This window comes from Pseudomonas cichorii (assembly GCF_018343775.1).
GTDB lineage: Bacteria > Pseudomonadota > Gammaproteobacteria > Pseudomonadales > Pseudomonadaceae > Aquipseudomonas > Aquipseudomonas cichorii.
The window spans coordinates 2,030,792-2,050,033 of the sequence record NZ_CP074349.1; the positions used below are offsets into that span (position 1 = coordinate 2,030,792).

Consider the following 19,242-nt stretch of genomic DNA (forward strand, 5'->3'; position numbering starts at 1 on the left):
CTACCGAATTTCTTGACGACCATAGAGCATTGGAACCACCTGATCCCATCCCGAACTCAGCAGTGAAACGATGCATCGCCGATGGTAGTGTGGGGTTTCCCCATGTGAGAGTAGGTCATCGTCAAGATTCAAATTCAGAACCCCCATCTGCGAACGCAGGTGGGGGTTTTGTCTTTCTGGTCTTCGACCAAGGACGAAACAGTGGGAGGCGGCTTGCCAGCGACAGGGCCAGCAAGGTGTCAAAGTCGCTCAACGTCACTTGATTCAAGGCAATAAAAAACCACCATAAAGGTGGTTTTATATAAGCGGGGATCATCACTCGCCGCGATATTCACATCCACTGGTACAGGTTTCGTGAATGCGAACCGCCGAGAGTTCAGGCAGCAGGGGTTTCAGCTCGTCCCAGATCCATTTCGCCAGATTTTCGCTGGTCGGGTTTTCCAGACCAGGGATGTCGTTGAGGTAGTTATGATCCAGGCGTTCATACAGTGGCTTGAAAATGGCCTTGATCTCGGAGAAGTCGCGTATCCAGCCAATATGAGGATCGACCTTGCCGGACAGATGAATCCCTACTCGGAACGAATGCCCGTGCAGGCGTCCACATTTATGGCCCTCAGGCACATGGGGGAGCCGGTGTGCAGACTCGAAAGTAAACTCTTTGAAAATTTCCACTGTGTATAAGCCCTGGATAGATGGCGATCGCGCAAGCGATAAATGCAGGGGACGAGTTTAACAGCAATGCTTTCAAACACCATGCTCAGGTAAGGTGGTCGGACAAGTAGTGATGGCATGTAGCCAGAGGGATTCAGCTTGAGTTAAGTTGATACCCTTATCTTGGTATCCGTAGAAAGCACCACTCGACGGAGCCCATAATGAAAAGACTGACCACTTTGCTGACTGCCGTAATGCTCACTGCTTCTGCCGGGTTTGCCCTGGCACGTGATATCGGGCCAGATGAAGCCCTGCGCCTCAGGGATGCAGGAACCATCCAGTCTTTTGAAAAGCTCAACGAATACGCATTGTCCAAGCACCCTGGTGCAACGATCACCGAGACGGAGCTCGAAAACGAATACGGTAAATACGTTTATCAAATCGAATTACGTGATACCGCAGGCATTCAGTGGGACCTGAAAATAGACGCTGTCACCGGGCAGATATACAAGAACTATCAGGATAAGTAATGAAGGTCGAAAAGCGTCTCTGCGCACTCCTTGGCTTGGGGCTGCTCTGCACTGCGGCTCAAGCCAAGGACCTGAATCAGGACGAGGCACTCAGTTTGCGACAGCGTGGGGTGATCCTGCCTCTTGAGCAATTCATCGAGCAAGCGTTGAGTCATCATCCTGGTGCCAAGCTGCTTGAGGCTGAGCTGGAAGAAAAAAATGACCTGTACGTCTATGAATTCGAGTTGCTGACCACGCAAGGCGTTGTCCGCGAGCTCAAGTTCAACGCACGTGACGGGCGACTCCTGCAAGACGAGGAAGATGATTGATGCGGCTACTACTGGTTGAGGATCATGTGCCTTTGGCGGATGAACTGATCTCTGCCCTTGGGCGACAAGGTTATGCCGTGGATTGGCTGGCTGACGGCCGTGATGCGGTCTATCAAGGTGTGAGCGAGCCCTATGACCTGATCGTTCTGGATCTGGGGCTGCCAGGTCTTCCCGGTCTTGAGGTGCTTCAACAATGGCGCGCCAAAGGCCTGGCTGCGCCTGTGCTCATTCTTACGGCGCGGGGATCATGGTCAGAGCGCATAGAAGGCTTGAAGGCAGGTGCCGACGATTACCTGACCAAACCCTTTCATCCTGAAGAGTTGCAGTTGCGCATCCAGGCTTTGCTGCGCCGCTCGCATGGGCTGGCCAACCAGCCGACCCTCGAGTCAGCAGGGCTCAATCTGGATGAAAGCCGGCAGTGTGTTGTTCGCGACGGCGTGGATATCCAGCTGACGTCTGCTGAATTCCGTCTGCTTCGTTACTTCATGCACCACCCGGAACAGATCCTCTCCAAGAGTCATCTTTCCGAGCACCTGTACGATGGTGAAAACGAACGCGACTCCAATGTGATAGAAGTCCATGTCAATCACCTGAGGCGAAAGCTCGGGCGTTCGGTGGTCACGACCCGTCGTGGCCAGGGTTATCTGTTCGGTGGTAATAACGCTTGAAGTCCATACAGAGGCGCTTGAGCCTCGGTCTCGTTGCAGTGCTGGTCGCTGTGGGTCTGGTGATGGCCCAGACCAGCCTGTACCTGTTTGAGCTGGGTCTGCAACGCTATCTTGAAGCCGGGTTGCGCAAGGAAAGCGAAAGCCTGCTGGTAGCTCTGGTTCGTGGCCCGGTGGGTATTCAACTGGATGAGCAGCGCTTGTCTGCGGCTTATCAGCGACCGCTCTCCGGACACTACTTCCGCCTGGACTTTACCGAAGGCTACTGGCGCTCGCGCTCATTATGGGATTTTGAATTGCCGAAACCCCTGGGTGCAGGTCTTCATTCCGATCTGGAACTGGGACACACCGGGCAATCGCTGCTGGTATGGAGCGCGGACTATCGAAAGTTCGGGCAGCAGATCACAGTGACGGTTGCCCAGGATTACACCCCCGTCAGGGCAAGCTTTCAGCGCATGCAGCAAATAGGCCTGGGATTCGGCCTGGCGGCACTGATTCTGGTGCTGGTTCTGCAGCGCGTCACCGTGCGCCGGGCCTTGCGTCCTCTGGAAACCGTGCGCGAGCAGATATCCCAGTTGCAACAAGGCCAACGCTCGCAACTGGATAACCAGGTCCCCCTCGAACTTGAGCCGCTGGTTGCCCAGATCAACCACTTGCTCGCTCATACCGAAGACAGCCTCAAGCGTTCACGCAATGCCTTGGGTAACCTGGGCCATGCTCTCAAGACGCCCTTGGCTGTTCTGCTCAGCATGGCGTCGAGCGAACAACTGGATGCCAATCCTGCGCTGCGCAAAACCCTCCATGAGCAACTGGAGAACATCCGCCTGCGCCTGGAGCGTGAGTTGAATCGTGCCCGACTGTCCGGTGATGCGCTGCCAGGAGCGCGTTTCGATTGCGATGCAGAATTGTCCAGCCTGTTTTCGACACTGCGCATGATCCATGGCGAACATCTGGACCTGATCAATGATGTCCAGAGCGGTTTGCATTTGCCCTGGGATCGTGAGGACATTCTCGAATTGCTGGGTAACCTGCTGGATAACGCCTGCAAATGGGCTGACAGTGAAGTACGCCTGAATATCGAGCCGCAAGGGCAGGGATTCACGCTGCTGGTCGACGACGATGGACCTGGTATTCCCGAGTCTCAGCGTGCAGAGGTGTTCAGTCGCGGCACCCGCCTTGATGAACAGATCACCGGCCACGGCCTGGGTCTTGGGATCGTGCGCGATATTGTCGAAGCATGGGGCGGTGATCTGAAATTGCTCACCAGTCCGCAAGGTGGGCTGCGCGTGCGTATTGATCTGCCTGAGCGTACTTCTCCCTGATCTTGCTTTGTGTCAGTTTTTTCCTACAAAAAAACCGGGATGATATTAACTCCCGGTTTTTTTTGCCGATACACCTTGAAAGTCCTCCCTATAAAAACAACTGAATAGGCGAATCCTATGCGTCTGAGTCTGAAAACCAAGGTTCTGTCATTGGCTGTATTGCCAGTGTTGCTGTTCGCTGTGGTAATCAGCGTGACCACAGTGTTTATCCTTCATCAACAAGCCGACAGAGAGGTCAGCGAGACAAGGGAGCGTTTGCTGACAGAGGCCCGGGCGACTCTTAAAAGTTATGTCGATATTGCCCTGAGCGGTATCAAGCCTATCTATGAAGCTTCAGCACAAGGCGACAATGCAGCCAGAGCCAGTGCGGTCAAACTGCTTTCTGCGGTCAGTTATGGCAAGGACGGTTATCTGTTCGGATACGACTCCGAAATCATACGTATCTTCCGTAGCAACAGTCCCGATGGTCTGGGCAAAAGCTTTAAGGAGGTTCGTGACCCCAGTGGCGTGTATCTCAACAGGGAACTGGTAGCGTCAGCCAAGACGGGCGACCACTACACCTATTACGCTTCTCCATTGCCAGGCAAGACCGAACCGGTTCCGAAAGTCGCTTACACCGAATATCTACCGAAATGGGATCTGGTCGTCGGCAGCTCAGTCAACCTCGAGAATGTCGAAGCCCAGGTGGCTGTGGTCAAGCAGAACGTCGAGGCACGCCTGTACGACATGCTGTACAGCATTGTTGGCATCACAGTGCTGGTACTGGTGATCATCAGCGTGATCGGCATTGTCATGACCGGAACCCTGTTGCGCCCCCTGCGTTCGATGAAAGACAACCTGGACGATATCGTCGCAGGTGAAGGTGATCTGACGCGCCGTCTGGCCATTACCAGCCAGGATGAACTCGGCGAGCTGGCAGGCTCGTTCAACCGTTTCGTCGACAAGATTCATGGCATCGTTCGCCAGATCACCGAGATGACCACGCAACTCACCGGTCTGGTCAGCGAAGTCTCCGATCAGGCGCAGCGTTCGGAAAAGGCCATGGACCGCCAGCGCCACGAAACCGATCAGGTGGCTACCGCCATCAACGAAATGTCTGCCGCTGCCCAGGAAGTCGCAACAAGCGCTCAGGGTGCTTCTGTTGCTGCCCAGAAGACCGATGAGCAAGGCAAGGCTGCCAAGCAGGTGGTCGATGGCAGCATCAAGCAGATCCATGCGCTGGTAGATGACATCCGCAAAAGCGGCTCATCGCTGGACAGTCTGCAGCAGGACGTATCATCGATTGTCAGTGTGCTGGGCGTCATTCGCTCCATTGCAGAACAGACCAACCTGCTGGCCCTCAACGCAGCAATTGAAGCTGCGAGGGCAGGGGAGGCCGGTCGAGGGTTTGCGGTCGTAGCCGATGAAGTCCGGGCACTGGCCAGCAGGACTCAGCAAAGCACCCAGGAAATCCAGGGCATGATCGATCGTCTGCAAAAGGGTACGGAGGAAGCGGTAGGTGCCATGCGCCGCTCCAGCGAGGCGGGCGACGGTACTTCGACACAGGCCAACGAGGCAGGGCAGTCGCTGGTGACCATCGGTGAACTGATAGCGACCATCAACTCGATGAACGCCCAGATCGCCAGTGCCGCTGAAGAGCAGACAGCCGTAGCCGAGGAAATCAACCGCAGTGTCCACCAGATCGCCGTTGCAGTCGAAACCGTTGCCGACGAAACCCGTCAGGGCGCTCAGACTTCTCGCAGCCTGTTTGACCTTGGCAAACGTCTCGGCGGCCTGGTCGCCCAGTTCCGCGTCTGACCAAAACGTAGGAGCCAATTTATTCGCGAGACGGCAATTCCAAACGATGAATATGTATTGGATGCACTGACTTTTCGCGAATGAGTTCGCTCCTGTAAGCCAAAAAAAACCCTGCCGAAGCAGGGTTTTTTGTTTATTACCGATCAGCCTGCCAAGGCTGCATTCAGCACCAGATCCAGCAACGGTTGTGGGTACACACCCAGTACGAAGGTCAGGATGGCGACAGCCAGCAGCATCACGCCGCCTGTACGCTGTGCCCAGTTGAAGGCCGCATCATGGCGAGGCAGCTTGTTGTCGACCAGATACATCGTGACCATCACACGCAGGTAGTAGAACACGCCGATGGCGCTACCCAGAACCAGCGCACCGATCAGCCACCACAGGTGCGATTCAACGCCGGTGGCGATGATGTAGAACTTGCCGATGAAGCCAGCCGTCAGCGGAATACCCGCCAGAGACAGCATCATCAGGGTCATGACCGCAGTCAGGTACGGACGGCGCCAGAACAGGCCGCGGTACTCGAACATCGCATCGGCATCGCGGCCGCTGTACGGCGAGGACATCATGGTGATTACACCGAAGCTGCCCAGCGAGGTCAGTACATAGGTCGCCAGATAGACACCGATTGCCTCAACGGCCATGCCTTTACTGGCAACCAGCGCGATCATCAGGTAACCGAAGTGGGCGATGGACGAATAACCCAGCAGACGCTTGAGGTTGTTCTGGGTCAGCGCCAGCAGGTTACCGACCAGGATCGAAGCCACGGCGATTACGGCCAGGACGTCATGCAATACGCCACTGCTGGCTGCCGGGGAAATCTGGAACAGACGCACCAGCACAGCGAAAACCGCGACCTTGCTGGCGGTTGCCAGGAAAGCAGCAACCGGGGCAGGGGCGCCCTCGTATACGTCCGGTGTCCACAGGTGGAACGGGACCAGCGACAGTTTGAATGCCAGACCCACAACCATCATGCCAAGACCCAGGCTGGCAAGCGGGCTGGGCATGCCTGTAGCGGCAATCGCCTTGCCGATACCATCGAAGCTCAGGCTGCCTGCCTCTGCGTACAACAGCGCCATACCGAACAGCAGGAACGCCGAGCCGGCTGCCGAAAGCACCATGTACTTGATGCCGCCTTCCAGCGAGCGCTTGTTGAAGAAGGCGTAGGCGACCAGACCGTAGACAGGTACCGACAGCAGTTCCAGGCCGATGAACAGGCCAGCCAGATGCTTGGCACTCACCAGTACCAGACCGCCGGCCGCAGCCAGCAGGATCAGCAGGTAAAGCTCTTCACGGTTGCCCGGATAGCCTTTCTTGTCGTCGCCCAGATAGGCGTGCGCCATTGTCACGCATGCCAGGGTCGAGGCAAGGATGATTGCCATGTACAGGCAGGCGAAGCTGTCGATCTGCAGCAATGGCGTCACGGCCAGTGGCGCGACTTTCAGGGCTGGGTAAATCGACAGCAATGCCAGGTTGAGCCCTGCTACGGATAGCAGGAATGTTTGCGAGTGATTGCGGCACCATGCGATTGCCAGCATCACCACCACGATGGTGAGGCTGGTAATCAGCAGTGGGGCAAGCGCAATAAAGTGTTGAATCGTCAGGTCCATAGCGCTCTTACCGGGCCGAAGCGAGTTGAGTGAAGGCAGTGCCTAGCCATTGCTGCACGCCGTGCATGGTCGCTGCCGAAGTATCGAGGAACGGCTGCGGGTAAACCCCCAGCACGATCAGCAATACGGCAAGGCCCAGCACCATGATCAATTCCCGTCCATCCATGCCCTTGAGGATTTCCTCGGACTTGGAAGGGCCAAAGTAGGCGCGGTGGATCATGATCAGCGAGTAGACAGAACCGAACACCAGACCGGAAGTGGCGATGGCCGTGATCCATGGGGAGTGAACGAAAGCACCCAGCAGGATCAGGAACTCACCGACGAAGTTGCCTGTGCCCGGCAGACCCAGAGACGCGGCCGCGAAGAACAGGCTGATGGCCGGCAGGTAAGCGATGCGTGACCACAGGCCACCCATCTCACGCATGTCGCGGGTATGCAGACGCTCGTACAGCTGACCACTGAGGATAAACAGCGCAGCGGCCGACAGACCGTGGGCAATCATCTGGATCACCACGCCCTGCAAGGCGTGCTGGCTGCCGGAGTAGATACCGATCAGGACGAAGCCCATGTGCGAGACGCTGGAGAACGCGATCAGACGCTTGATATCGGTCTGGGCGAACGCCAGGAAAGCACCGTAGAAGATACCGACCAGGCCGAGGGTCATTGCAATCGGTGCGAACTCTGCCGAAGCGTTGGGGAACAGCGGCAGGGCGAAGCGCAGCAGACCGTAGGCAGCGGTTTTCAGCAGGATACCGGCCAGGTCGACGGAACCGGCAGTCGGGGCCTGGGCGTGAGCGTCCGGCAGCCAGGAGTGCAGCGGCACTACCGGCAGCTTCACCGCGAAAGCGATGAAGAAGCCCAGCATCAGGATGTACTCGGTGCCCGGAGCCAGTCTGGTCTTCAGCAGATCGGCGTAAGCGAAAGTGATCACGCCGGTCTGGTTGAAGTGAACCAGTACCAGACCCAGAATCGCCACCAGCATGATCAGGCCGCTGGCCTGGGTGAAGATGAAGAACTTGGTTGCCGCGTAGATTCGTGTCTTCTTGCCGTCCGATGAACTATGACCCCAGAGCGCGATGAGGAAATACATCGGCACCAGCATCATTTCCCAGAAGAAGAAGAACAGGAACAGGTCGATGGCCAGGAACACGCCAACCACACCGCCGAGAATCCACATCAGGTTGAGGTGGAAGAAGCCGACGTTGCGCTGGATTTCCTTCCAGGAACACAGCACGGACAACACGCCGAGCAGACCGGTCAGCATGATCATCAGCAGCGACAGGCCATCCAGCGCCAGATGCAGGCTGATGCCGAAGCGTGAAATCCACTGTTGGTGGAATTCCAGGGTCCAGGTCGGGTCAGCGCCAGGGGCCGGAGACAGGGTGTAGTCACCGACGCCCCACAGCCACAGGCCGATACCGAGCAACAGAGACATGGTCAGCAGCGCGATCCAGCGTGGCAGTGTGGCGCTTACGCGCTCACACAGCCAGCACAGCAGGCCGCCGATAAAGGGGATCAGGATTAGCCAAGGCAGAATCATGACGGGCTCAATTCCTTTCGCAAATTCGCAAGGTTCATGTCAGACCGCAACCAGAACGACGGCACCAAGTACCAGAACGGCACCCACGGCTATCGAGGCAGCATACCAACGCAACTGGCCGGTCTCGGTACGGCTCATGGTCACATGGCCTCCCTTGACCAGACGCGGGATCAAACCGATGGTGCGGTCGAACGGATCGCTACGCAGCACATGGCTGATCGCCAGATAAGGTTTGACGAACAGCTTGTCGTAGATCCAGTCGAAGCCCCATGCAGCGAACCACCAGGCTGACAGGAGACGGCCAGGGCCGCTGTTGGCGATAGCGGTTACCAGACGACGCTTGCCCAGGAACAGCAAGGCCGCCAGCAGGATACCGGCCAGGGCAATGGCGCCCGAGGCGATTTCCAGACTGTGCTTGGCATCTCCACCGGCATGACCAACGCTTTGTGGCAGAACACCTGCCAGTGGCGGGGTGATCATTGCGCCAATGAAAGTCGACAGCACGATCAGCACCGACAGAGGCAGCCAGTGAGCGATGCCATGACCGGCATGGGCTTCGGTCTTGGCTTCACCATGGAACGCGATGAAGATCAGGCGGAAGGTGTAGATCGAGGTCATGAACGCGCCGGCCAGACCTGCATACAGCAGACCGTTGTTACCGCTGGCGAAAGCTTCCCAGAGGATTTCGTCCTTGGAGTAGAAACCGGCTGTCAGCAGCGGCAGGGCAGCGAGGGCGGCACCACCGACGATGAAGCTGGCGTAGGCCAGAGGCAGTTTCTTCCACAGGCCACCCATCTTGAAGATGTTCTGCTCGTGGTGGCAGGCAACGATCACCGCACCGGAAGCAAGGAACAGCAGCGCCTTGAAGAAGGCGTGGGTCATCAGGTGGAAGATCGCGCCTTCCCAGGCACCAACGCCCAGGGCCAGGAACATGTAGCCGATCTGGCTCATGGTCGAGTAGGCGAGGATACGTTTGATGTCGGTTTGTACCAGTGCTGCGAAACCTGCCAGAACCAGAGTCACGCCGCCGACAACGCCGACCAGATGCAGAATGTCCGGAGCCAGGGCGAACAGGCCGTGGGTACGGGCAATCAGATAAACGCCTGCCGTTACCATGGTTGCTGCGTGGATCAGTGCCGAAACCGGAGTAGGGCCGGCCATCGCATCTGCCAGCCAGGTTTGCAGCGGCAGTTGTGCGGATTTACCGACAGCGCCGCCCAGCAGCATCAGGGTTGCCAGCACGATCCAGAAGTCGCCGACCTTGAAGTGCTCAGGAGCACGAACCAGCAGTTCCTGAATGTTCAGCGTACCCAGTTGCTGGAACAGGATGAACAGGCCGATGGCCATGAACACGTCGCCGATGCGGGTCACGATGAAGGCTTTCAGTGCTGCGTTACCGTTGTTGCGGTTGCTGTAGTAGAAACCGATCAACAGATAGCTGCACAGGCCCACGCCTTCCCAACCGAAGTAGATGAACAGCAGGTTGTCTCCCAGGATCAGGAACAACATGCTGGCAATGAACAGGTTGGTGTAGGAGAAGAAGCGCGAGTAACCAGCTTCACCGCGCATGTACCAGGACGCGAACAGGTGGATCAGGAAGCCCACGCCAACCACAACGCCGAGCATGGTGACCGATAGGCCATCCAGATACAGCGCGAAGTTGGGAGTGAAGCCATCCACGTTCATCCATTGCCACAGCACCTGGGTGTAACGACCACCCTCCGGCGGTGCAACGTTGAATTGCCAGATGACCCAGGCCGTGACCAGCGCTGAAAGGCCGATGGAGCCGACACCGATCAGGGCTGCGAGGTTTTCCGAGATGCGTCCACGGGAGAACGACAGCAGCAGAAAGCCGATCAGGGGAAATACGAAAGTGAGAAAGAGTAGGTTCATCCGCGCATCTCGCTGGCAGCATCGATATCGAGAGTGTGGAAGCGGCGATACAGCTGCATCAGGATCGCCAGGCCAATACTGGCCTCGGCAGCAGCGAGGGTGATCACCAGAATGAACATGACCTGTCCATCCGGCTGTGCCCAGCGGCTACCGGCAACGACGAACGCCAGAGCAGATGCGTTCATCATGATCTCCAGGCTCATCAACACAAAAAGAATGTTGCGGCGCACTATCAGGCCGACCAGGCCAAGACAGAACAGCACCCCGGCGACCGCCAGGCCATGTTCCAGAGGGATAGCATTCATTGGCTTGGCTCCTTGGTGTCGGTGCGGCCCAGATGGAAAGCCGTCACGGCTGCTGCAAGCAGCAGCATCGAGGCAAGTTCCACCACCAGCAGATAAGGCCCGAACAGGCTGATACCGACTGCCTTGGCGTCGACTGTGGTGTGACCGACGCCAGCGCCGGTCGGGTTGGCGAACAAGACGTACAGCAGTTCAGCCAGCAGCAGAGTGCCAAGAATCACCGGTCCCACCCAGATACCGGGCTTGAGCCACGCACGTTCCTGCTGAACCGAGGCCGGGCCCAGGTTCAGCATCATCACCACAAACACGAACAGGACCATGATTGCGCCCGCGTAGGCGATGACTTCCAGAACGCCGGCGAAAGGAGCGCCGAGGCTGAAAAAGGTCATTGCCACCGCGATCAGCGAAATGATCAGGTAGAGCAGGGCGTGCACCGGGTTCGTGTTCGTGATCACCCGCAGGGTGGACACGACGGCGATGCCGGATGCGAAATAGAAAGCGAATTCCATCTTTACTTCCTTAAGGCAGCAAGCTCTTGACGTTGATCGGCTCGGCTTCGTTCTGTGCAGAGCCCTTGGGCTTGCCAGCGATGGCCATACCGGCGACGCGATAGAAGTTATAGTCAGGGTTTTTGCCGGGGCCGGAGATCAGCAGATCTTCTTTCTCGTACACCAGATCCTGACGTTTGAACTCGGCCATCTCGAAATCCGGTGTCAGCTGGATTGCGGTGGTCGGGCAGGCTTCTTCGCACAGGCCGCAGAAAATGCAACGCGAGAAGTTGATGCGGAAAAAGTCCGGGTACCAGCGGCCGTCTTCGGTTTCGGCTTTCTGCAATGAAATGCAACCAACCGGGCAAGCCACGGCGCACAGGTTGCAGGCCACGCAGCGCTCTTCGCCGTCTGGGTCGCGAGTCAGAACGATACGGCCACGATAGCGTGGTGGCAGATAGACCGGCTCTTCCGGGTATTGCAGGGTGTCGCGTTTGCGGAAGCCGTGACCGAAAACCATTATCAGGCTGCGCAACTGGGTACCAGTACCCTTAACGATGTCGCCAATATATTTGAACATGGGTCAAATCCTCACTGAACCGAGCCTGCCGGTGTGTTCAACAACACAATCGCAGCAGTCACCAGCAAATTGATCAGGGTCAGCGGCAGACAGAATTTCCAGCTGAAGTCCATTACCTGGTCATAGCGTGGGCGCGGGATAGAGGCGCGCAGCAGGATGAACAGCATGATGAAGAACGCAGTCTTCAGGGCGAACCAGACGAAGGACAGTTGCGGCAGAATGCCGAACGGGCCATGCCAGCCGCCGAAGAACAGGGTCACCAGCAGCGCCGAGATCAGGATGATCCCGATGTACTCGCCCACGAAGAACATGCCCCATTTCATGCCGGCATATTCAATGTGGTAACCGTCGGCCAGTTCCTGCTCCGCTTCCGGCTGGTCGAAGGGGTGACGGTGAGTCACTGCAACGCCTGCGATGAAGAACGTACAGAAGCCGAAGAACTGCGGAATGATGAACCACAGGTTCTGTGCCTGATATTCAACGATGTCGCGCATGTTGAACGAGCCGACCTGAACCACGATGCCCATCAGCGCCAGACCCATGAACACTTCATAGGATACGGTTTGCGCCGAAGCACGCAGACTGCCCAGCAGGGCGTACTTGTTGTTACTCGACCAGCCGGCGAACAGCACGGCATAGACCGAAAGACCGGCCATGGCAAAGAAGAACAGCAAGCCGATGTTCAGGTCCGCCACGCCCCAGGTCGGGGTGATCGGGATGATTGCGAAGGCAATCAGCAAGGCGCTCATGGCCACGATCGGTGCCAGGGTGAAAATCACCTTGTCGGCAAACGGCGGTGTCCAGTCTTCCTTGAAGAACATTTTCAGCATGTCGGCAGCGATCTGGAACATGCCGAACGGGCCAACACGGTTCGGACCGTAACGGTCCTGCCACCAGCCCAGCAGGCGACGTTCGACGAAGCTCAACAGTGCGCCGCAGACCACAACGGCCAGCAGCACGACGATGGCTTTGAGGACCGCGAAGAGGGTGTCGATCACATCAGGAGTGAGCCAGCTCATTGTGCTGCCTCCTGAAGACCGTCAACCGTCTTGCCGAAGACCGCGGCAGGAATACCTGCCAGACCTACCGGCAATGCCACCAGACCTGCACCCAGTTCTTCATTGATGCGCAGTGGCAGACGCAAGGTCTTGCCGGCAACGTTCAGGGAGAGCAGGGCACCTTCGTTGACACCCAGGCGGTCGGCTTCGGACTTGGCCAGTGCAACATAGGCCGCGGGGATGCGTTCCTGAACCGGAGCGGCTTTTGAAGAGTTCTCTTCGCTGCCGAACAGGTGATAGAACGGCACCACTTGCCATGTGCCCTGGGCAGGCGAGAAGGCGCGTGGGACGCTGGCGAACCAGTTCAGGTTGTCGCCCTGGCTTTCGATCAGGCGAACACCCGGATCACCGGCGCGCAAGTGACCACCGACTTCGTCCTGGAACTTGTTCCAGGCCTGAGGCGAGTTCCAGCCCGGAGACCAGGCGAAAGGTACTTGCTGACGTGGTTCGGCGGAGCCCGAGTAACCTTCCATGGAGAAGGAGAACGCGGTGTCCTGGTCTTGCGGAGTACGAGGCTCATGCACGCTGATGTTGGCGCGCATGGCGGTACGGCCGCTGTAACGCAGCGGTTCGCGGGCCAGCTTCATGCCCTTGATACGGAACGCTGCAGAAGGCGCGGCATCGATGATGCCAGCCAGTTGCGAGCTGCTTTGTGCGCAGGCAGCAGTGACGTGGTCCAGCTGCGTCCAGTCCACCGGCTTGTTCAGCAGGGTCGCGCGCAGGGCATGCAACCAGCGCCAGCCTTCGTGGACCAGAATGCTGGCGTCCAGATAAGTTGGATCGAACACCTGGAAGAAGCGCTGGGCGCGGCCTTCCAGACTGACCAGCGTACCGTCGCCTTCAGCGAAGCTGGCTGCTGGCAACACCAGATGGGCACGGTCGCCCGTGGCAGTCTTCTGATGGTCGGCCACGATCACCACTTTGGCAGCGCTCAGGGCGGCATCGACCTTGGCGGCATCGGTACGGGTGTACAGATCGTTTTCCAGCACGACGATGGCGTCAGCCTTGCCGTCGATCACGGCCTGCAAGGCGGCATCGACCGACTCGCCACCCAGCAGGGCCAGGCCCAGGCTGTTGGCTTCCGGCACGATCAGGCTGATGGAGCCTTCTTTCTCCCGCAGTTTCAGAGCCTTGGCGATGTTCGCTGCGGCTTCGATCAGGGCTTTGGAACCCAGGGAAGTACCGGCAATGATCAGCGGGCGTTTGGCAGCCAGCAGAGAATCGGCAATGCGTTTGGCCAGTTCCAGGGCTTCGGCGTCCAGGCCTTCGACGGCAGGTGCGCTGGCGTCCAGGGCGTGAGCTACGGCAAAGCCGATACGGGCCAGATCGTCTGGAGCGGCGTGTACACACTCTTCGGCCACATCGTCGAGTTTTGTTTCAGCCAGGCTGGCGATAAACAGCGGGTTCAGCGCGTGCTGGCCGATGTTTTTCACTGCAGCATTGAGCCATGGCTGTACGCGCATGGCCTCGGCCATATCTTCCGCCTTGCCCTTGACCGATTGGCGCAGGGCCAGGGCCACACGTGCTGCGGTCTGGGTCAGGTCTTCACCGAGGACGAAAACTGCATCGTGGTCTTCGATGTCGCGTAGGGTCGGGATCGGCAGCGGGCTGTCTTTGAGCACCTGCGCCACCAGACGGATACGCTCCAGTTCACTGGCTTCGATACCCGAGTAGAAGTGCTCGGCACCGACCAGTTCGCGCAGCGCGTAGTTGCTTTCCAGGCTGGCGCGTGGCGAGCCGATACCGACGATGTTACGGCCGCGCAGCAGGTCGGCAGCCGTATCCAGCGCTGCATCCAGGCTCAGCTTGCTGCCGTCTGCCAGCAATGGCTGACGTGGCCTGTCTTCGCGGTTGACGTAGCCATAGCCGAAGCGGCCACGGTCGCACAGGAAGTACTGGTTCACCGAACCGTTGAAGCGGTTTTCGATGCGACGCAGTTCGCCGTAACGCTCACCGGGGCTTATATTGCAACCGCTGGAGCAGCCATGGCAGATGCTCGGCGAGAACTGCATGTCCCACTTGCGGTTGTAGCGCTCGGAGTGAGTCTTGTCGGTGAACACACCGGTCGGGCAGACCTCGGTCAGGTTGCCGGAGAACTCGCTTTCCAGCACGCCATCTTCGACACGGCCGAAGTACACGTTGTCGTGAGCGCCGAAAACGCCCAGGTCAGTGCCGCCTGCATAGTCGTTATAGAAGCGTACGCAACGGTAGCAGGCGATGCAGCGGTTCATCTCGTGAGCGATGAACGGGCCGAGTTCCTGGTTCTGGTGGGTGCGTTTGGTGAAGCGGTAACGACGCTCGTTGTGACCGGTCATGACGGTCATGTCTTGCAGGTGGCAGTGACCGCCTTCCTCGCAGACCGGGCAGTCATGCGGGTGGTTGGTCATCAGCCATTCGACGACACTGGCCCGGAAGGCCTTGGATTCGTCATCGTCGATGGAAATCCAGGTGTTGTCGGTGGCCGGAGTCATGCAGGACATGACGATGCGACCACGGGTGTCGTTCTCGTCGTTGTACTGCTTGACCGCGCACTGGCGACAGGCGCCAACGCTGCCAAGGGCGGGATGCCAGCAGAAATAAGGAATGTCGAGGCCCAGCGACAGACATGCCTGTAACAGGTTGTCTGCCCCGTCGACTTCGAGCGCTTTGCCGTCTACGTGGATAGTGGCCATGGTTCAAAGTTCTTCGTTGGCCCGGTGTCAGCGGGCGTGGCTAATGGAATCTTGTTATTCGTGCGACTCGAAACAGCCTGTGGGGGCGCTGTCGCACGATGGATGAAGGGCAGGGCCCTTCACCTTTAAAGGGTCATGCGCCGACGATGATCGGTCGTGCCTGGGGCGGGACGGCGGCGCTGGTGGGCGCGATGCCTGCCTCGAACTCCGGGCGGAAATATTTGATCGCGCTGCCCAATGGCTCCACGGCTCCCGGTGCGTGAGCACAGAAGGTCTTGCCTGGGCCGAGGAAGCCGACCAGACCGAGCAGCGTCTCGATATCTCCGGCTTGCCCTTCGCCTTTTTCCAGCGCACGCAGGAGCTTGACGCTCCATGGCAGACCGTCGCGGCAAGGGGTGCAGAAACCGCAGGATTCGCGGGCGAAGAATTCTTCCATGTTGCGCAGCAGGGACACCATGTTGATGCTGTCATCTACCGCCATGGCCAGACCGGTACCCATACGGGTGCCGACCTTGGCGATGCCGCCAGCGTACATTTGCGCATCCAGGTGTTCAGGCAACAGGAAACCGGTACCGGCGCCACCTGGCTGCCAGCACTTGAGTTTGTAGCCATCGCGCATGCCACCGGCATAGTCTTCAAAGAGTTCACGAGCGGTTACGCCGAATGGCAGCTCCCACAGGCCAGGGTTCTTCACTTTGCCGGAGAAGCCCATCAGCTTGGTGCCGTGGTCTTCACTGCCTTCGCGAGCGAGGGATTTGTACCAGTCGACGCCGTTGCCGATGATGGCTGGTACGTTGCAGAGGGTTTCGACGTTGTTCACGCAGGTCGGCTTGCCCCACACGCCGACGGCGGCGGGGAAGGGCGGCTTGGAGCGCGGGTTGGCGCGACGGCCTTCCAGGGAGTTGATCAGTGCGGTTTCTTCACCGCAGATGTAACGCCCGGCGCCGGTGTGGACGAACAGCTCGAAATCGAAGCCGCTGCCCAGGATGTTCTTGCCCAGCAGGCCGGCTGCCTTGGCTTCTTCCACTGCACGGTTCAGGTGCTTTGCGGCAGTGGTGTACTCGCCGCGCAGGAAGATGTAGCCACGGTAGGTTTTCAGTGCGCGGGCACTGATCAGCATGCCTTCGATCAGCAGATGGGGCAGTTGCTCCATCAGCATGCGGTCTTTCCAGGTGTTGGGCTCCATTTCATCCGCATTGCACAGCAGGTAACGGATGTTCATGGATTCGTCTTTGGGCATCAGGCCCCATTTCACGCCCGTAGGGAAGCCGGCACCGCCGCGTCCCTTGAGGCCGGCATCCTTGACGGTCTGGACGATATCGTCCTGAGACATGTCGGCGAATGCCTTGCGTGCTGCCGCGTAACCGTTCTTGGCCTGGTACTCGTCGAGCCAGACCGGCTCGGCGTCGTCACGCAGACGCCAGGTCAGCGGATGGGTTTCTGCACTGCGCGCGATGCGGTTGGCAGGGCCGAAGGAAGTCAGGGTCATACGTAGCCCTCCAGCAGTTTGGCGACGCCAGCAGGCTGTACGTCACCGAAAGTGTCGTCGTCGATCATCAGTGCCGGAGCCTTGTCGCAGTTGCCCAGGCAGCAGACCGGCAGCAGCGTGAAGCGGCCGTCGGGAGTGGTCTGGCCCAGGCCGATGCCCAGCTTGCTCTGGATTTCGCCAACCACAGACTCATGGCCGCCGATGTAGCAGACCATACTGTCGCAGACGCGAATGATGTGACGGCCGACCGGCTGACGGAAGATCTGGCTGTAGAACGTTGCCACACCTTCGACATCGCTGGCTGGAATGCCAAGAATCTCGCCGATCGCGTAGATGGCACCATCCGGCACCCAGCCACGTTCCTTCTGGACGATCTTGAGGGCTTCGATGGACGCCGCGCGGGAGTCTTCGTAGTGATGCAGCTCGTGCTCGATGGCCGAGCGTTCGGTTTCGCTCAGGGCGAAACGGTCTGTCTGGATAAGCGTGCTGTTCATGCTTAGCGGTCCACGTCGGCCATAACGAAATCGATGCTACCCAGGTACGCGATCAAGTCCGCGACCATGCTGCCTTTGATCACCGAAGGGATCTGCTGCAGGTGCGGGTAACTTGGGGTGCGAATCCGGGTACGGTAGCTCATGGTGCCGCCGTCGCTCGTCAGGTAATAACTGTTGATGCCCTTGGTCGCTTCGATCATCTGGAAGGATTCGTTGGCCGGCATGACCGGGCCCCACGAAACCTGCAGGAAGTGCGTGATCAAGGTTTCGATGTGCTGCAAGGTGCGCTCTTTGGGCGGCGGCGTGGTCAGCGGGTGATCCGCCTTGTACGGGCCTTCCGGCATGTTGCGCATGCACTGGTCGATGATCCTGATGCTCTGGCGCATTTCTTCTACACGCACCATGCAGCGGTCATAGGCATCGCCGTTGACTGCAAGCGGGACTTCGAATTCGAAGTTTTCGTAGCCGGAGTAAGGACGGGCCTTGCGCAGGTCGAAATCACAGCCGGTGGAACGCAGGCCTGCACCGGTGACACCCCATTCCAGGGCCTCTTTGGTGTTATAGGCTGCAACGCCGATGGTACGGCCTTTGAGGATACTGTTCTGCAGCGCTGCCTTGGTGTATTCGTCCAGGCGTTTTGGCAGCCAGTCGACGAATTCCTTCACCAGTTTTTCCCAGCCGCGTGGCAGGTCGTGAGCAACACCGCCGATGCGATACCAGGCCGGGTGCAGACGGAAGCCGGTGATGGCTTCGATGACCTTGTAGGCTTTCTGGCGGTCAGTAAAGGTGAAGAATACCGGGGTCATGGCGCCAACGTCCTGGATGTAGGTACCCAGGAACAGCAGGTGGCTGGTGATCCGGAAGAACTCGGCCATCATGATGCGGATGGTGTCGACCTTCTCGGGCACCTTGATGCCGGCCAGCTTCTCGACCGAAAGCACGTAAGGCAGGTTGTTCATCACCCCGCCCAGGTAGTCGATACGGTCGGTGTACGGAATGAAGCTGTGCCAGGACTGACGCTCTGCCATCTTCTCGGCACCACGGTGGTGGTAACCGATGTCGGGAACGCAGTCGACGATCTCTTCGCCGTCCAGTTGCAGAATGATGCGGAACGCACCGTGAGCCGAAGGGTGGTTCGGGCCCAGGTTGAGGAACATGTAGTCCTCGTTCTCACCGGAACGCTTCATGCCCCAGTCTTCAGGACGGAAGCGTGCGGCTTCCTCTTCCAGTTGCTGTTTGGCCAGGCTCAGGCTGTACGGGTCGAACTCGGTGGCGCGAGCCGGGAAGTCCTTGCGCAGCGGGTGACCTTCCCAGGTCGGCGGCATCATGATGCGGCTCAGGTGCGGGTGGCCCGGGAAGTCGATCCCGAACATGTCCCACACTTCACGCTCGTACCAGTTGGCGTTAGGCCAGATGCCGGTGACGGTTGGCAGGCTCAGGTCACTTTCGGACAGGGCCACCTTGATCATCACGTCGCTGTTACGTTCTACCGACAACAGGTGGTAGAAGACGGTGAAGTCTGCATCGGGCAGGCCGCGGCGATGGGTGCGCAGGCGCTCATCGACACCGTGCAGGTCGTAGAGCATGGAGTAGGGCTTGTTCACCTGTCGCAGGAACTTCAGCACCTCGACCAGGTGGGCGCGTGCAACCCACAGCACCGGCATGCCGGTACGGGTCGGCTGTGCCGTGAAGGCCTCGGCGCCAAAGCGTGTGTTCAATTCTACGACGACGTCTTGGTCGTCAGCCTTGTAAGGCGGGATGTACAGAGCGGTGTCTGCAGTCATAGGTCTCAATCACTTCGGTCAACGTACAGAATCAACCCGTTCTTGTCTTTTTTATAAGAAGA

The 19,242-nt window shown here is 58.6% G+C and carries 16 protein-coding genes, 1 rRNA gene and 2 pseudogenes; 7 read left to right on the forward strand and 12 right to left on the reverse strand.

Annotated elements, in window-relative coordinates; genetic code table 11:
• Positions 1–11: 11 nt before the first annotated feature.
• Positions 12–127, forward strand: a 5S ribosomal RNA gene (gene rrf, locus KGD89_RS09050).
• 188 nt (positions 128–315) lie between these two features.
• On the opposite strand, the gene queD is transcribed toward rrf, so the two are convergent.
• On the reverse strand, positions 316–672 hold the full coding sequence (gene queD / locus KGD89_RS09055) for a 6-carboxytetrahydropterin synthase QueD (RefSeq protein ID WP_025259462.1): 357 nt from the start codon (positions 670–672) through the stop codon (positions 316–318).
• Positions 673–872: 200 nt separating this feature from the next.
• Between queD and KGD89_RS09060 the strand changes: the two genes are divergently transcribed.
• The 6 genes and pseudogenes from KGD89_RS09060 to KGD89_RS26380 all read left to right on the forward strand — a co-directional run.
• A complete protein-coding gene (locus KGD89_RS09060) occupies positions 873–1,181 on the forward strand; it encodes a PepSY domain-containing protein (RefSeq protein ID WP_025259463.1) in 309 nt (102 codons plus the stop codon).
• On the forward strand, positions 1,181–1,489 hold the full coding sequence (locus tag KGD89_RS09065; RefSeq protein ID WP_025259464.1) for a PepSY domain-containing protein: 309 nt from the start codon (positions 1,181–1,183) through the stop codon (positions 1,487–1,489). The genes KGD89_RS09060 and KGD89_RS09065 overlap by 1 nt, the downstream gene beginning before the upstream one ends.
• Positions 1,489–2,157 carry a response regulator transcription factor gene (locus KGD89_RS09070; RefSeq protein WP_025259465.1) on the forward strand — a complete coding sequence of 223 codons (669 nt, stop codon included), beginning with the start codon at positions 1,489–1,491 and terminating at the stop codon, positions 2,155–2,157. Before KGD89_RS09065 ends, KGD89_RS09070 begins: the two co-directional genes overlap by 1 nt.
• Positions 2,154–3,476, forward strand: a complete 1,323-nt coding sequence (locus KGD89_RS09075) for an ATP-binding protein (protein ID WP_025259466.1) — start codon at positions 2,154–2,156, stop codon at positions 3,474–3,476. The genes KGD89_RS09070 and KGD89_RS09075 overlap by 4 nt, the downstream gene beginning before the upstream one ends.
• A 117-nt stretch (positions 3,477–3,593) precedes the next feature.
• Positions 3,594–4,367, forward strand: a pseudogene (locus tag KGD89_RS26375) (cache domain-containing protein); the annotation flags it as partial.
• Positions 4,368–4,682: 315 nt separating this feature from the next.
• Positions 4,683–5,273: pseudogene (locus tag KGD89_RS26380) on the forward strand (methyl-accepting chemotaxis protein); the annotation flags it as partial.
• 143 nt (positions 5,274–5,416) lie between these two features.
• On the opposite strand, the gene nuoN reads toward KGD89_RS26380, so the two are convergent.
• The 11 genes from nuoN to nuoC form a co-directional block, all read right to left on the reverse strand.
• Positions 5,417–6,880, reverse strand: coding sequence for an NADH-quinone oxidoreductase subunit NuoN (gene nuoN, locus KGD89_RS09085; protein ID WP_025259468.1), 1,464 nt, complete (start codon positions 6,878–6,880; stop codon positions 5,417–5,419).
• Positions 6,881–6,887: 7 nt separating this feature from the next.
• Positions 6,888–8,420 carry an NADH-quinone oxidoreductase subunit M gene (gene nuoM, locus KGD89_RS09090; protein WP_025259469.1) on the reverse strand — a complete coding sequence of 511 codons (1,533 nt, stop codon included), beginning with the start codon at positions 8,418–8,420 and terminating at the stop codon, positions 6,888–6,890.
• Between the two features lie 39 nt (positions 8,421–8,459).
• Positions 8,460–10,313 carry an NADH-quinone oxidoreductase subunit L gene (gene nuoL / locus KGD89_RS09095; protein ID WP_025259470.1) on the reverse strand — a complete coding sequence of 618 codons (1,854 nt, stop codon included), beginning with the start codon at positions 10,311–10,313 and terminating at the stop codon, positions 8,460–8,462.
• Entirely contained in the window at positions 10,310–10,618 is a 309-nt protein-coding gene (nuoK, locus tag KGD89_RS09100; RefSeq protein ID WP_025259471.1) for an NADH-quinone oxidoreductase subunit NuoK, read from the reverse strand. Before nuoK ends, nuoL begins: the two co-directional genes overlap by 4 nt.
• Entirely contained in the window at positions 10,615–11,124 is a 510-nt protein-coding gene (gene nuoJ / locus KGD89_RS09105) for an NADH-quinone oxidoreductase subunit J (RefSeq protein ID WP_025259472.1), read from the reverse strand. The genes nuoK and nuoJ overlap by 4 nt, the downstream gene beginning before the upstream one ends.
• Positions 11,125–11,134: 10 nt before the next feature.
• On the reverse strand, positions 11,135–11,683 hold the full coding sequence (gene nuoI, locus KGD89_RS09110; RefSeq protein ID WP_025259473.1) for an NADH-quinone oxidoreductase subunit NuoI: 549 nt from the start codon (positions 11,681–11,683) through the stop codon (positions 11,135–11,137).
• An 11-nt stretch (positions 11,684–11,694) separates the two neighbouring features.
• The gene (nuoH, locus tag KGD89_RS09115) at positions 11,695–12,702 is read right to left on the reverse strand and encodes an NADH-quinone oxidoreductase subunit NuoH (RefSeq protein ID WP_025259474.1); all 1,008 of its coding nucleotides are present in this window, start codon (positions 12,700–12,702) and stop codon (positions 11,695–11,697) included.
• A complete protein-coding gene (gene nuoG, locus KGD89_RS09120; RefSeq protein ID WP_025259475.1) occupies positions 12,699–15,413 on the reverse strand; it encodes an NADH-quinone oxidoreductase subunit NuoG in 2,715 nt (904 codons plus the stop codon). Before nuoG ends, nuoH begins: the two co-directional genes overlap by 4 nt.
• Before the next feature lie 133 nt (positions 15,414–15,546).
• A complete protein-coding gene (gene nuoF / locus KGD89_RS09125) occupies positions 15,547–16,902 on the reverse strand; it encodes an NADH-quinone oxidoreductase subunit NuoF (RefSeq protein WP_025259476.1) in 1,356 nt (451 codons plus the stop codon).
• On the reverse strand, positions 16,899–17,396 hold the full coding sequence (gene nuoE / locus KGD89_RS09130; RefSeq protein ID WP_025259477.1) for an NADH-quinone oxidoreductase subunit NuoE: 498 nt from the start codon (positions 17,394–17,396) through the stop codon (positions 16,899–16,901). Before nuoE ends, nuoF begins: the two co-directional genes overlap by 4 nt.
• Before the next feature lie 2 nt (positions 17,397–17,398).
• On the reverse strand, positions 17,399–19,180 hold the full coding sequence (gene nuoC, locus KGD89_RS09135) for an NADH-quinone oxidoreductase subunit C/D (RefSeq protein ID WP_025259478.1): 1,782 nt from the start codon (positions 19,178–19,180) through the stop codon (positions 17,399–17,401).
• Between the last annotated feature and the right edge of the window lie 62 nt (positions 19,181–19,242).

Excerpts from the sequence above, each read along its gene's own strand:
- KGD89_RS09060 (WP_025259463.1), top strand. The coding sequence starts at position 873 with ATGAAAAGACTGACCACTTTGCTGACTGCCGTAATGCTCACTGCTTCT.
- KGD89_RS09065 (WP_025259464.1), top strand. The coding sequence starts at position 1,181 with ATGAAGGTCGAAAAGCGTCTCTGCGCACTCCTTGGCTTGGGGCTGCTC.
- KGD89_RS09070 (WP_025259465.1), top strand. The coding sequence starts at position 1,489 with ATGCGGCTACTACTGGTTGAGGATCATGTGCCTTTGGCGGATGAACTG.
- nuoN (WP_025259468.1), bottom strand. The coding sequence starts at position 6,880 with ATGGACCTGACGATTCAACACTTTATTGCGCTTGCCCCACTGCTGATT.
- nuoM (WP_025259469.1), bottom strand. The coding sequence starts at position 8,420 with ATGATTCTGCCTTGGCTAATCCTGATCCCCTTTATCGGCGGCCTGCTG.
- nuoL (WP_025259470.1), bottom strand. The coding sequence starts at position 10,313 with ATGAACCTACTCTTTCTCACTTTCGTATTTCCCCTGATCGGCTTTCTG.
- nuoK (WP_025259471.1), bottom strand. The coding sequence starts at position 10,618 with ATGAATGCTATCCCTCTGGAACATGGCCTGGCGGTCGCCGGGGTGCTG.
- nuoJ (WP_025259472.1), bottom strand. The coding sequence starts at position 11,124 with ATGGAATTCGCTTTCTATTTCGCATCCGGCATCGCCGTCGTGTCCACC.
- nuoI (WP_025259473.1), bottom strand. The coding sequence starts at position 11,683 with ATGTTCAAATATATTGGCGACATCGTTAAGGGTACTGGTACCCAGTTG.
- nuoH (WP_025259474.1), bottom strand. The coding sequence starts at position 12,702 with ATGAGCTGGCTCACTCCTGATGTGATCGACACCCTCTTCGCGGTCCTC.
- nuoG (WP_025259475.1), bottom strand. The coding sequence starts at position 15,413 with ATGGCCACTATCCACGTAGACGGCAAAGCGCTCGAAGTCGACGGGGCA.
- nuoF (WP_025259476.1), bottom strand. The coding sequence starts at position 16,902 with ATGACCCTGACTTCCTTCGGCCCTGCCAACCGCATCGCGCGCAGTGCA.
- nuoE (WP_025259477.1), bottom strand. The coding sequence starts at position 17,396 with ATGAACAGCACGCTTATCCAGACAGACCGTTTCGCCCTGAGCGAAACC.
- nuoC (WP_025259478.1), bottom strand. The coding sequence starts at position 19,180 with ATGACTGCAGACACCGCTCTGTACATCCCGCCTTACAAGGCTGACGAC.